The following is a 13542-nucleotide window of genomic DNA, read 5'->3' on the forward strand; positions in this document are numbered from 1 at the left end:
CGCGGATTATCCTCGGATCGCCCAGAAGGCCAGGTTCAAGCCCGGGAACTGCCCGGCGATATGGAAAGCAAAACCACCGGAATTGCTCAGTTGCTGCCAGTGCTCGCTGCCCCGGTCCAGTTCGTAATAGGTCGAGCCCGCGTGGTACGGCAGTTGGCGCGGCGCCACCGGCAACGGCACCAGGCCGATGCCCGGCAGTTGCAGGTTGACCATGTCGCGGATGTGCTCCACCGAACCCACTTTGCTCTGCTGGCCGAAGCGCGCGCGCAGGGTTTCGCCAGGCACATCGGCACGTACCACCAGGATGAAACTGGCGTTGTCGAGCAGGGTCTTGTCGGCCAGCATCGCCACGTGAATGCCGTAGGCTTTTTCCACAATCGGGATCGGCGTGGCTTTGCTGTCGATCAGCATCGACAGCGCCTCGCGCAACGCCGCCATCACCGGGGCGAAGCTCACGGCCAGGTCGTCGTGCTGGTACTGCGGGTATTCCTGAGGACGCCGGCCCGAGGTGGAGAATGTGGAAAACTCCCCAGCCAGGCTTACCAGTTCACTGAAGAAACGCTCCGGGTGCAGCGGGCTCAACTGGCTGAAATGCTGGATCAGCGGCTGGGCGCGGTTGACCAGTTGCAGCAGCATGAAGTCGGCGATTTCCGACGCGCCGCCAGCGCCCGAGGCCACCACGCGGCCGGCCAGAGCTTCGCCACGCTGGTGCAACAGGCCCAGTAGTTCGCTGCGAAATGCGGTCAGCGGTTTGCTTGCGGCCACGTCCAGCACGGGCGGGATGTAGCTGTCGTCGAGCACCAGCGCGCGGTCGGCGCGTTTTTCCTTGATGCGTACCACACCGATGGCCGCGTAATCACTGATGCCATCCTGGGCGGTCAACAGGCGCAAAGCGCGAGAGCCGACGGCCACCGGCGCGCGGTTTTCGAACGGCGCGTTGTCGTCGCGCACTTCACGCACTTGGCTCACGTAACGCGCGGCTTCCAGGGCCTCGCCTTCGTCGACAGTGTCGCGCACGCCGGCACGCTTGAGCGGCAGGGCCAGGTACACCAGGCCGTCACGCAGGCTGTCATCGATGTTCAGCGGGCTCGGCGCCAGGTCGTCCTGAGGGATATTGAACGGCGTGCCATCCGGCAACAGGCCCCGCGCCGTGACGATGGCCAGCTTGCCCTGGGCCAACAGGCCCTGGTCGATCAGCAACTCGGAAAAGCCCCAGGCACCGGCGGACAACGGGCGGCTGCGGGCGTCGATCAGGTTTTCCAGGTAACGGTCATGCTGCTGGAAGTGCTGCGTTCCGATGAACATGCCTTCCGACCAGACCACGCGATTGTTCCAGGACATGGGGGCTCCGATTGCTTATTGGGCAGGGCTGGATGGGGTAACCACGACGTCGGCGCGCACCGCACGCACATCGAGGCTGATCTGGTATTCGGTGTACTGACGCGCCGGCACGTTGATCACCGTGCGCCACTGCGCGCGGTCGAGTTCGCGGTAGCCCACCAGCAAACCGATCTGGCGCGTAGACGGGTCGAGATCGCGCTGAATGCTCAATTGCTGGCCGGGCTGGACCGTCACTTCGTCCTGGTCCAGCAGGTCCAGGCCCAGGGTCGATTGCGCGCGGTCGGCCAGGGAGAAATAGTCGGAACGGGCAAAGGTGGCGGCGTTCTTCAGTTCGAAAATCCGCACCCGTACCGGCGCGGCCTGGCCATTGGCGCTGGGGTTGAGCCCGGCAATCGCATGGAAGTGCAGCTCGACCGCCGCGGTATCGGCGTCAGCCTCGGCGGCGGTGTCGGGTTTGGCGGCATCTTTGGCACACGCCGTCAGCAGCAGCGCGGTGGCGACTGCGAGTAAAAACCTGGGAATCATCCTGCGTCCTCAATGACGTACTTAGCTATCCGTTAATCCGTGTGTGGCGGTCAGCGCCGCTGTCGGGCGCTGTGTTCTTCGTAGGCCCGGCTGAATTCGCGGCCGAACAGGTCCTGGAAATCCTCCTGGGCCTCACGGGAAATATTGCTGTAAAGCTCGGTGAACTGCTGCCAGTACTGGGCCTGGCGCGAACCGCTGAAAATACCCGAGAGCCCGCCGGGCTTGCCCATGCGCTCTTCGAGTTGCGCCGGTTCGAAGCGCTTGAGCAGGTGTTTGATCGCCGCTTCCACACCCGCCATCACCGCCAACTGGTGGGCGCGCAGGTCGTCGAAACTTTCCCGCACGGCGACATCCGGCGCCATAAACGCTTGGTTGCCGTGACGCAGCAACAGCAGTAACGCTTCATCGGCATTCGGTGCGAATTTCAACGGATTGTTTTCAGCCGGCTGGATCATGGTCTGCTGCATGCGGAACTCGCCCTTGAGGCTGGCCCGGGCGCGCAGGACATCGATCAGACCTTCGACCATCAGCCGGTAGCTGCGGCCGATGCTTTCCATCTGCGCGCAAGCGTCGGCCTTGTCCAGGCGCAGCTGGTCCAGGCCAGCGCCACGAAGGAAGGCTTGCAGCAAGTCCGGCTGCCCGGCGCTGGCCACCGGCGGTGCTACGTCGGGCGCAGGGGCGGACGGAGTCAGCGAAGGTGGCGGCGGTGGCGGTGATGGCATCGGTGCCGGTGCCGGCGCGCTGATAATCGGCGGCGGCGCGTCGCTGAGCAGGTCCCAGTCTTCGGGGATCACCGAAGCAGACACCAGCGGCGGTTCTGCCACCGGCACACTGACCGGCGTCGGCGGGCGGAAATCGTGTTGTTCGCTGGGGACGTGGTCGGCCACGGTGGGCGGCGGCACGGCGGTGGGGCTGAGGAAGTCAAACAGGTCCGGCAGCGTGTCCATCGACGAGGCGCCCTGGAACTGCGGCGCGATCACTGGGGTCGGCATGGGCGCAGGCACCGAGGGGCTGGCGACGGCCCCCATCAGCGCTTCGAAGCTGTTCGGCGACTCACCGGCAAAGGGTTGGCTTTCAACCGCTTGCACGCTGAAATCAATGCGTGCCTGGATTTCGTAGTCGCCGATGCGGATCAGCTCGCCGTCCTGCAGAGGTTCGCTATTGCCACGGCGCATACGAATACCGGCGTTAACCAACTCCACACCGTTTGTACTGTTATCGGTTAAATAATAACGGCCGTCTTTGTATTGAATAACGCAATGTTGGGACGACACGAGGCGCTCGGGATCAGGCAATACCCAGTCATTATCCGAGCTGCGGCCGATCGCCATCGAGCCCTGATTCATGGACTTTTCGGGACATTGCCCGGGGGTAATCTTGTGATAACTAGTGATAGTCAAACACAGCGACATCTTGCCTCCTTGCTGATACTTCGCGCGCGGTCGATTCCCGGGCCGAACATTGCCGGGAAATCCCCATCAGGTCGTGCAATCGACCCTTCACAACCCGCAGTTGCCAGCATGATCGCTGATCTTAACTGGGCCGCATGACAAAAATCCTGCCTCGGTACGTGCTTCGACCCATCAGTCGTACAGGTTGTTAAGCACCGCACATCTGTCACAGAGGGCGAATAGCTTACCTTGACAAGGCATAAGTACTACACCAAAAATGCACAACTTCTTGAACACCAGTGATGGCACATTAATAGCAATGTGCTTATATGACCAAGAAAACATGCAAAGTTCCTCGCGCAACTAATGCATGAATTGCCCGGCATTTAACGGGCCGATAGGGAGATCGATTTCAGTGGATGTGCCTTTGCTGCTCGCCGCCGTTTCCGCGAACTCGCCATGTGGCGAAGACATGGAATATGACGCGGATTTTCTCCAGCTAGAGCGTGATGCCAAGGGCCAACCCGAGCGCAGCATGGGCGACGCTATTCTGCCCGCCGAACCGCCTGAATGGCGCAGCATCCAGCAGCAGAGCCTCGACTTGCTGCAGCGCAGCAAAGACCTGCGCATCACCCATTTTCTATTGCAAAGTTCCCTGGCCCTGCAGGGCGTGGCCGGTCTGGCCGAAGTCCTCACGCTGATCGACGCACTGCTGCGCGAATACTGGGCCGACTTGCACCCGCGCCTGGACGCCGACGACGATAACGACCCCACCGTGCGCATCAATGCACTGGCCGGCCTGACCAGCGACGCGACCATTCGCCTGCTGCGCGAAAGCATCCTCACGCGCTCGCGCACCTTCGGCCCCGTGAGCCTGCGCGCCGCGCTCAATGCCAGCGGGCTGATGCACTTTCCAGATGAACAACTGGGCGCCCAGCAGCTCAACGCGGCGTTCCTCGACAGCGACCCCGACCACCTGCAAGCCACCCGCGACGCCTTGAGCACCGCGCGGGCAGCCTGCGAAGCCATTGAGCAACAGGTCAACGAACAAGTCGGTTCCGCCCAGGGCGTGGACCTGAGCGCATTGAAGCAGCCACTCAAGCAAGCGCTGCAAGTCCTCAATCAGGCGGTACCCGGTACCGACAGCAGCAGCGAACCCGAGGCCGTCAGTGAAGACAATGCCCCCTCGGTCGACTTCGCCCCTGCCCCAGCGGCGCCACGCCCGGTTGGCGATATCGCCAGCCGCGACGACGTGCTGCGCAGCCTCGACAAAATCCTTGCGTATTACACCCGGCACGAGCCTTCGAGCCCGCTGCCGGTGTTGTTGAACCGGGCCAAAAATCTGGTCCATGCCGATTTCGAAGCGATCGTGCGCAACCTGATCCCCGACGGCATGTCCCAATTTGAAAACCTGCGCGGCCCGGACGGCGAGTAAGCCGCCCGGCTGTGCAGTAACAACACCGTCGCTCAAGCGACCAGGAGCAGCAACGTGGCGAAGCAAAGTTCTCAGAAATTCATCGCGCGCAACCGCGCGCCTCGAGTGCAGATCGAGTACGACGTCGAGCTCTACGGCGCCGAGAAAAAGGTCCAGCTGCCCTTCGTGATGGGTGTGATGGCCGACCTCGCCGGCAAGCCTGCCGAGCCGCTGGCGCCCGTGGCCGACCGCAAGTTCCTTGAAGTGGATGTCGACAACTTCGACTCGCGCCTCAAGGCCATGCAGCCGCGCGTGGCATTCCATGTGCCGAACGAACTGACCGGCGAAGGCAACCTGAGCCTGGACATGACCTTCGAAAGCATGGACGACTTCAGCCCGGCCGCCGTGGCCCGCAAGGTCGATGCGCTGAACCAGTTGCTCGAAGCCCGCACCCAGCTGGCCAACCTGCTGACCTACATGGACGGCAAGACCGGCGCTGAAGAAATCATCATGAAGGCAATCAAGGACCCGGCACTGCTTCAGGCACTTGCCAGCGCGCCGAAGCCTGCAGGGGATCAGTAATCATGACCGACAACACCGCACGCGAAGGCGTCCAGAGCCTGGGCGCCACTGAAGAAACCAGCGAATTCGCATCCTTGCTGATGCAGGAATTCAAGCCCAAGACCGAACGTGCCCGCGAAGCCGTGGAAACCGCCGTGCGCACCTTGGCCGAACAAGCCCTGGCGCAGACCGATCTGGTGTCCAACGACGCGATCAAGTCGATCGAATCGATCATCGCTGCCATCGACGCCAAGTTGACCGCCCAGGTCAACCAGATCATCCACCACCCGGACTTCCAGCAGCTGGAAAGCGCCTGGCGTGGCCTGCACTACTTGGTCAACAACACCGAGACCGATGAGCAGCTCAAGATCCGTGTGCTCAATATCTCCAAGCCGGACCTGCACAAGACCCTGAAGAAATTCAAGGGCACCGCGTGGGACCAGAGCCCGATCTTCAAGAAGATGTACGAAGAAGAATACGGCCAGTTCGGCGGCGAGCCGTACGGCTGCCTGGTGGGCGACTACTACTTCGACCAGTCGCCACCGGACGTCGAACTGCTGGGCGAGTTGTCGAAAGTCTGCGCCGCCATGCACTCCCCCTTCATCGCTGCGGCATCGCCGACCGTGATGGGCATGGGCTCGTGGCAGGAACTGTCGAACCCGCGCGACCTGACCAAGATCTTCACCACCCCGGAATACGCCGGCTGGCGTTCGTTGCGTGAATCGGAAGACTCGCGCTACATCGGCCTGACCATGCCGCGCTTCCTGGCGCGCCTGCCGTATGGCGCCAAGACCGATCCGGTGGAAGCCTTCGCGTTCGAAGAAAACACCGACGGTGCCGACAGCTCCAAGTACACCTGGGCCAACGCCGCTTACGCGATGGCGGTGAACATCAACCGTTCGTTCAAACACTACGGCTGGTGCTCGCGCATCCGTGGCGTGGAGTCCGGCGGTGAAGTGGAAAACCTGCCGGCCCACACGTTCCCTACCGACGACGGTGGCGTGGACATGAAGTGCCCGACCGAGATCGCTATCAGCGACCGTCGCGAAGCGGAGCTGGCGAAGAACGGTTTCATGCCGCTGCTGCACAAGAAAAACACCGATTTCGCTGCCTTCATCGGCGCGCAATCGTTGCAGAAACCCGCCGAATACGACGATCCGGACGCCACCGCCAACGCCAACCTGGCCGCGCGTCTGCCGTACCTGTTCGCCACCTGCCGTTTCGCCCACTACTTGAAGTGCATCGTGCGCGACAAGATCGGTTCCTTCAAAGAGAAGGACGAGATGCAGCGCTGGTTGCAGGACTGGATCCTCAACTACGTGGACGGCGATCCGGCGCACTCCACCGAAACCACCAAGGCCCAGCACCCGTTGGCGGCCGCCGAGGTGATCGTGGAAGAAGTGGAAAGCAACCCGGGTTACTACAACTCCAAGTTCTACCTGCGCCCGCACTACCAGCTCGAAGGGCTGACCGTGTCGTTGCGTCTGGTGTCGAAGCTGCCTTCGGCGAAAAGCGCCTAAACCACAGATGAGCCGGCTCTTGTGTAGGAGGGGGTGTGCCCCCTCCCACACAAAAGCACTGCCCATTTGGAGTGACTCAAATATCAGTGGCAAGCGCCACACAGGGAGAAAACATGGCTGTTGATATTTTCATCAAGATCGGCGACATCAAGGGCGAGTCCATGGACAAAGCCCACAAAGACGAAATCGACGTGTTGAACTGGAGCTGGGGCATGTCCCAGTCCGGCAACATGCACGTTGGCGGTGGCGGCGGTGCGGGCAAGGTGAACATCCAGGACCTGTCGCTGACCAAGTACGTCGACAAAGCGTCGCCTAACCTGATGATGCTGTGCGCCAGCGGCAAGCACATCGACAAGGTCAAGCTGACTGTGCGCAAAGCCGGTGGTGAAAGCCAGGTCGAGTACATGGTGATCAACCTGGAAGAAGTGTTGGTGACGTCGCTGAGCACCGGCGGTTCGGGCACCGATGACCGTCTGACCGAGAACGTCACCCTGAACTTCGCCCAAGTGATGGTGGACTACCAGCCGCAGAAAGCCGACGGCACCAAAGACGGCGGCGCGGTCAAGTTTGGCTGGAACATCCGTTCCAACACCAAGCGCTGATAGCCCTGGTGCCGTGGCCCTGCGCCACGGCACTACGGTCTCAAGCGCAGCCTCTTGTTCCTCTCGCAATCCGTCCGTGGAGCTGCTTTGGTGGTAACTGAAATCGCTTCCCGCGACCGTCTGCAACCGTCCCTGTTGGACCGGTTGACCGACGAAGACCCAACCAATCCCAAGGAAAGCGCCGACAAACGCGTGCTGTCCCTGACCCAATTGAAAGCCTCGGTGCTGCGTGACCTGGCGTGGCTGCTCAATACCACGTCGTTGCTTGATGCCGATGCGACGCTGCACACCCCGGCCGGTACGTCGGTGATCAATTACGGCCTGCCGGCGCTGGCGGGCAACAGCGTGTCCAGCGTGGACATCAAAGCGCTGGAGGCCCTGATCTATCAGGCCATCGCCACCTTCGAGCCGCGCATCCTGCGCCACACCCTGCGCGTCAAAGCCCGGGTCGGCCACGGCGAGATGAACCACAACGCCTTGAGCTTCGAGATCGAAGGCGACCTGTGGGCACAGCCGGTGCCGTTGCGCCTGCTGCTGCAAACCGACCTGGACCTGGAATCCGGCCATGTGCGCGTGGTCAACGCTGACCAACGGAGGCGCTTATGAACCCGCGCCTGCTGGAGCTGTACAACCAGGAACTGCACCACGTGCGCGAAAGCGCCGCCGAGTTCGCCAAGGAATACCCGAAGATCGCCAGTCGGCTGACCCTGTCCGGTATGGACTGCGCCGACCCGTACGTCGAACGCCTGCTCGAAGGCTTTGCCTACCTGACCGCCCGCGTGCAGCTCAAGCTCGACGCCGAGTACCCGACCTTCACCCACAATTTGCTGGAAATCGCCTACCCGCATTACCTGGCGCCGACCCCGTCGATGACCGTGGTGCAATTGCAGACCGACCCCGACGAAGGTTCGCTGGTCGGCGGTTTCCCGTTGCCGCGCGACACCGTCCTGCGCGCCGCCCTCGGCCGCGAGACCCAAACCTGCTGCGAGTACCGCACCGCGCACCCGGTGACGCTGTGGCCGCTGCAGGTGAGCAATGCCGAGTACTTCGGCAACCCGGCCACCGTACTCGGGCGCCTGGCCGCCAGCGAGCCGAAGGCCAAGGCCGGCCTGCGTCTGACCCTGCGCACCGGCGCCGAGCTGCCATTCAACAGCCTCGATCTGGACAGCCTGCCGCTGTACCTCAGCGGCGCCGACGAGCAACCGTTCCGCCTTTACGAGCAACTGCTGGGCAACGCCTGCGCGGTGTTCGCGCGCAAGCCCGGTGGCGATTGGGTCGAGCGCCTACCGCAAGACGCACTGCGTTCACGCGGGTTCGACGACGCGGACGCGGCCATGCCGGTAGTGGCGCGGGCGTTCCAGGGTTATCGGTTGTTGCAGGAGTACTTCGCCCTGCCCCAGCGGTTCCTGTTCGTGGAGTTCGCCGAGCTGAGCCGGGCGGTCAAGCGCTGCGACGGTCAGGAGCTGGAATTGATCGTGCTGTTCGACCGTCACGAGCCGAGCCTGGAAGGCAGTGTCGGCGCGGCGCAGTTCCTGCCGTTCTGCACCCCGGCGATCAACCTGTTCCCCAAACGCCTGGACCGTATTCACCTGTCCGACCGTGTCAATGAACACCATGTGATCGCCGACCGCACCCGGCCGATGGATTTCGAGGTGCATTCCCTCACCGGCCTGACCGGCCATGGCACCGGACCGGAGCAGCCGTTTCTGCCGTTCTACGCGGTGCGCGACCCGTCGCGCTACGGGCGGGACAAGGCCTACTACACGGTGCGCCGCGAGCCTCGTGTGCTGTCCAGCGACCAACGCCGCAACGGCCCGCGTTCCACCTACGTGGGCAGCGAAACCTTTGTGAGCCTGGTGGACAGCCAGCAAGCGCCGTACCGTCACGACCTGCGCCAACTCGGCGTAACCGCCCTGTGCACCAACCGCGATCTGCCGCTGTTCATGAGCGTGGGCAATGGCAAGACCGACTTCACCCTGGCCGACAGCGCCCCGGTGCTGGCCGTGCGCTGCGTAGCCGGCCCGAGCCGCCCGCGCGCCAGCCATGCCCATGACGCCAAGGCTTGGCGCCTGATCAGCCAGCTGTCGCTCAATTACCTGTCCCTGAGCGAACAGGGCCAGGGCGCCGGCGCTTTGCGCGAGCTGCTGCGGCTGTATGGCGACAGCAACGATGCCGCGCTGCAATTGCAGATCGAGGGTTTGCGCGAAGTCAGCAGTAAAGCCGTGACCCGGCGCCTGCCGATGCCCGGCCCGATCGTGTTTGGCCGGGGCCTGGAAATCACCTTGGAATTCGATGAAAACGCGTTTCGCGGCACCGGCGTGTTCCTGCTCGGTGCGGTGTTGGAACGCTTCCTGGCACGTTACGTGTCGATCAACAGCTTTACCGAGACGGTGATCCGTACCACCGAACGCGGCGAGATCATGCGATGGAAAGCCAAGCCCGGACGTCGTCCGACCCTGTGAGTACCCTGGAAGCGATGCACCAGGAGCCCTGGGAATACGATTTCTTCCAGGCCCTGCGGCGCATCGAATGCGAGTCGCCGCAGCTGCCGCGCCTGGGCCATTCCCTGCGCCTGGCGGACGACCCGTTGCGCCTCGGGCAACAGGCCGACTGCACGTTCGCCCCGGCCACCCTGGCGTCGCTGGAGCCTGGCGGTGACGACCGGCCGGCGCGGCTGGAGCAGTTCTTCTTCGGCCTGGGCGGCCCCAACGGCCCGCTGCCGTTGCACATCACCGAATACGTGCGCGAGCGTCAACGCAACAACGCCGACAGCACCAGCAAACAGTTTCTGGACGTGTTCCACCATCGTCTGCTCAGCCTGTTCTACCGAGCTTGGGCCGAGGCGCGGCCGACGGTCAGCCATGACCGCCCCGACGATGACTACTGGTCCGCGCGCCTCGCCGCGTTGAGCGGTCGCGGCATGCCGAGCCTGCTCAACCAGGGGCTGATTCCCGACACGGCCAAGCTGCATTACAGCGGCCACCTGTCGGCACAGACCCGCTATCCGGACGGTCTCAAAGCCATCCTCAGCGAGTACTTCGGCCTGCCGGTAGAGATCGAGGAATACGTCGGCCAATGGCTCGAACTGCCCGAACGCAGCCGCGTGGGCGTCAACGCCAACCGGCTGGGCGTGGACCTGTGCCTGGGCAGCCATGTGTGGGACCGCCAGCATAAATTCCGTATCCGCCTGGGCCCGCTCACGCTCGATGACTACATGGGCATGCTGCCCGGCCACCAGCCGTTCAACGAACTGGTGGCGTGGGTAGCCGAGTATCTGGGCCACGAATTGGACTGGGACTTGAACCTGGTCCTGCAACAACCCGAAGTACCGGCGCTGCGGCTTAACGGCCAGTTTCGCCTGGGCTTCAACACGTGGCTCGGCCAACCTGCGCACGACGCCAACGACCTAATCCTGGCCCGGCATTACGCCGATCAAGCCACCACCTCAAGGAATCCAGAGCATGGGTGAAATCAGTCGCGCCGCACTGTTCGGCAAACTCAACAGCGTGGCCTACAAAGCCATCGAAGCCGCCACCGTGTTCTGCAAGTTGCGGGGCAATCCTTACGTGGAACTGGCCCACTGGTTCCACCAGTTGCTGCAACTGCAGGACTCGGACCTGCACCGCATCATCCGCCAGTTCAACGTCGAGCCGGCGCGCCTGGCCCGCGACCTGACCGAAGCCTTGGACCGTCTGCCGCGCGGCTCGACTTCCATCACCGACCTGTCGTCCCACGTAGAAGAAGCAGTGGAACGTGGCTGGGTCTACGGCAGCCTGATGTTCGGCGAAAGCCAGGTGCGCACCGGTTATCTGGTGCTGGGCATTCTCAAGACCCCGAGCCTGCGCCATGCGTTGTTGGGCTTGTCCGGCGAGTTCGACAAGATCAAGGCCGAGGCCCTGAGCGAGCGTTTTGACGAATACGTCGGCGACTCGCCGGAAAACGCCTTGACCGCCAGCGACGGTTTCAACGCCGGCGCCGTTCCGGGCGAAGCCAGCGGCGCCATGGCGCCCAGCGCAATGGGCAAGCAGGAAGCCCTCAAGCGCTTCACTGTGGACCTGACCGAACAGGCGCGCAGCGGCAAGCTCGACCCGATCGTGGGGCGTGACGAAGAGATCCGCCAGTTGGTCGATATCCTCATGCGTCGGCGCCAGAACAACCCAATCCTCACCGGTGAAGCCGGGGTGGGTAAAACCGCCGTGGTCGAGGGGTTTGCCCTGCGCATCGTCGCCGGCGATGTGCCGCCGTCGCTCAAGGATGTGGAACTGCGCAGCCTGGACGTGGGCTTGCTGCAAGCCGGCGCCAGCATGAAAGGCGAGTTCGAACAGCGCCTGCGCCAGGTGATTGAAGACGTGCAGGCTTCGCCCAAGCCGATCATCCTGTTTATCGACGAAGCCCATACGCTGGTGGGCGCTGGTGGCGCCGCCGGCACCGGCGATGCGGCCAACCTGCTCAAGCCTGCGCTGGCCCGCGGCACCCTGCGCACCGTGGCCGCCACCACCTGGGCCGAGTACAAGAAGCACATCGAGAAAGACCCGGCCCTGACCCGCCGCTTCCAAGTGGTGCAAGTGGCCGAGCCCTCCGAAGATAAAGCCCTGTTGATGATGCGCGGCGTGGCCTCGACCATGGAACAGCACCACCAGGTGCAGATCCTTGACGAAGCCCTGGAAGCCTCAGTGAAGCTGTCGCACCGCTACATTCCGGCGCGCCAGTTGCCGGACAAATCCGTGAGCTTGCTGGATACTGCCTGCGCCCGTGTCGCCATCAGCCTGCACGCGGTGCCGGCCGAAGTGGACGACAGCCGCCGTCGCATCGAGGCCCTGGAAACCGAGCTGCAGATCATTGCCCGCGAGCATGCCATTGGCATCGACACCGGAGCGCGCCAGAGCAACAGCGAAGCCCTGTTGGCCGCCGAACGCGAGCGCCTGGCCACCCTCGAAAGCCGTTGGGCCGAAGAGAAAGCCCTGGTGGACGAGCTGCTCGCAACCCGTGCCACCCTGCGCGAAAAGGCCGGGGTGGTGGACAGTGGCAACGACGAATTGCGCACTCAATTGGTCGACCTGCAACAACGCCTCACCGCTCTGCAAGGCGAAACCCCGCTGATCCTGCCGACCGTGGATTACCAGGCCGTGGCCTCGGTGGTCGCCGACTGGACCGGCATCCCGGTGGGCCGCATGGCCCGCAACGAATTGGAAACCGTGCTGAACCTGGATCAGCACCTGAAAAAACGCATCATCGGCCAGGACCATGCCTTGCAGATGATCGCCAAGCGCATCCAGACCTCTCGCGCCGGCCTCGACAACCCGAGCAAGCCGATCGGTGTATTCATGCTGGCCGGCACCTCCGGCGTGGGCAAGACCGAAACCGCCCTGGCCCTGGCCGAAGCCATGTATGGCGGTGAGCAGAACGTCATCACCATCAACATGAGCGAGTTCCAGGAAGCCCACACCGTGTCGACCCTCAAGGGCGCGCCACCAGGCTACATCGGCTACGGCGAGGGCGGTGTGCTGACCGAAGCGGTACGGCGCAAGCCCTACAGCGTGGTGCTGCTGGACGAGGTAGAAAAAGCCCACCCGGACGTGCACGAGATTTTCTTCCAAGTGTTCGACAAAGGCGTAATGGAAGACGGCGAAGGCCGGGTGATCGACTTCAAGAACACCTTGATCCTGCTGACCACCAACGCCGGCACCGAGCTGATTTCCCAGGTCTGCAAAGACCCGGCGAACATCCCCGAGCCCGAGGAGATTGCCAAGGCCCTGCGCCAGCCGCTGCTGGAGATCTTCCCACCGGCCCTGCTCGGCCGCCTGGTGACGATCCCTTACTACCCGCTGAGCGACGAGATGCTCAAGGCGATCACCCGCTTGCAGCTCAACCGCATCAAAAAACGTGTGGAGAACACCCACAAGGTCGCCTTCGACTACGACGACGCGGTGGTCGACCTGATCGTCTCGCGTTGCACCGAAACCGAAAGCGGCGGACGCATGATCGACACCATCCTTACCAACAGCCTGCTGCCGGACATGAGCCGTGAATTCCTCACGCGCATGCTTGAGGGCAAGGCGCTGGCGGGTGTGCGGATCAGCAGTCGGGATAATGAGCTGCACTACGACTTCAACGATTGACCTGACGAAACGCGATCAAAACTGTGGGAGGGGGCTTGCCCCCGATGGCGGTGGGTCAGCCAGTAATTT

General features: G+C 63.2%; 11 protein-coding genes. 8 read left to right on the top strand and 3 right to left on the bottom strand.

Annotated features, from left to right (window positions below; translation table 11 throughout):
- Window positions 1-6: 6 nt before the first annotated feature.
- From tssK to tagH, 3 genes are read right to left on the bottom strand one after another with little or no spacing between them, the layout of a single operon-like run.
- On the bottom strand, window positions 7-1341 hold the full coding sequence (gene tssK / locus HRH33_RS00270) for a type VI secretion system baseplate subunit TssK (protein WP_034101502.1): 1335 nt from the start codon (window positions 1339-1341) through the stop codon (window positions 7-9).
- Window positions 1342-1356: 15 nt separating this feature from the next.
- Window positions 1357-1866, bottom strand: a complete 510-nt coding sequence (gene tssJ, locus HRH33_RS00275) for a type VI secretion system lipoprotein TssJ (RefSeq protein ID WP_047881779.1) — start codon at window positions 1864-1866, stop codon at window positions 1357-1359.
- A 50-nt stretch (window positions 1867-1916) separates the two neighbouring features.
- Entirely contained in the window at window positions 1917-3278 is a 1362-nt protein-coding gene (tagH, locus tag HRH33_RS00280) for a type VI secretion system-associated FHA domain protein TagH (protein ID WP_167416947.1), read from the bottom strand.
- A gap of 394 nt (window positions 3279-3672) precedes the next feature.
- Here tagH and tssA point away from each other — a divergent pair, with 394 nt between their 5' ends.
- From tssA to tssH, 8 genes are all read left to right on the top strand, one after another.
- A complete protein-coding gene (gene tssA, locus HRH33_RS00285; RefSeq protein WP_167416946.1) occupies window positions 3673-4692 on the top strand; it encodes a type VI secretion system protein TssA in 1020 nt (339 codons plus the stop codon).
- 54 nt (window positions 4693-4746) lie between these two features.
- On the top strand, window positions 4747-5253 hold the full coding sequence (tssB, locus tag HRH33_RS00290; RefSeq protein WP_034101506.1) for a type VI secretion system contractile sheath small subunit: 507 nt from the start codon (window positions 4747-4749) through the stop codon (window positions 5251-5253).
- A 2-nt stretch (window positions 5254-5255) separates the two neighbouring features.
- Window positions 5256-6752: a type VI secretion system contractile sheath large subunit gene (tssC, locus tag HRH33_RS00295; RefSeq protein ID WP_167416945.1), complete on the top strand. Its 1497-nt coding sequence runs from the start codon at window positions 5256-5258 to the stop codon at window positions 6750-6752.
- Window positions 6753-6865: 113 nt separating this feature from the next.
- The gene (locus HRH33_RS00300) at window positions 6866-7354 is read left to right on the top strand and encodes an Hcp family type VI secretion system effector (protein ID WP_017526783.1); all 489 of its coding nucleotides are present in this window, start codon (window positions 6866-6868) and stop codon (window positions 7352-7354) included.
- Between the two features lie 90 nt (window positions 7355-7444).
- The gene (gene tssE / locus HRH33_RS00305) at window positions 7445-7960 is read left to right on the top strand and encodes a type VI secretion system baseplate subunit TssE (RefSeq protein ID WP_034101768.1); all 516 of its coding nucleotides are present in this window, start codon (window positions 7445-7447) and stop codon (window positions 7958-7960) included.
- Window positions 7957-9816, top strand: coding sequence for a type VI secretion system baseplate subunit TssF (tssF, locus tag HRH33_RS00310; protein WP_034101508.1), 1860 nt, complete (start codon window positions 7957-7959; stop codon window positions 9814-9816). Before tssE ends, tssF begins: the two co-directional genes overlap by 4 nt.
- Complete coding sequence (gene tssG, locus HRH33_RS00315; protein ID WP_167416944.1) at window positions 9780-10823, top strand: type VI secretion system baseplate subunit TssG; 1044 nt, start codon at window positions 9780-9782, stop codon at window positions 10821-10823. Before tssF ends, tssG begins: the two co-directional genes overlap by 37 nt.
- Window positions 10816-13473, top strand: coding sequence for a type VI secretion system ATPase TssH (gene tssH, locus HRH33_RS00320; RefSeq protein ID WP_167416943.1), 2658 nt, complete (start codon window positions 10816-10818; stop codon window positions 13471-13473). The genes tssG and tssH overlap by 8 nt, the downstream gene beginning before the upstream one ends.
- Window positions 13474-13542 lie beyond the last annotated feature (69 nt).

This window comes from Pseudomonas rhodesiae (assembly GCF_013285305.1).
In the GTDB taxonomy this organism is placed as follows: Bacteria; Pseudomonadota; Gammaproteobacteria; order Pseudomonadales; family Pseudomonadaceae; genus Aquipseudomonas; species Aquipseudomonas rhodesiae.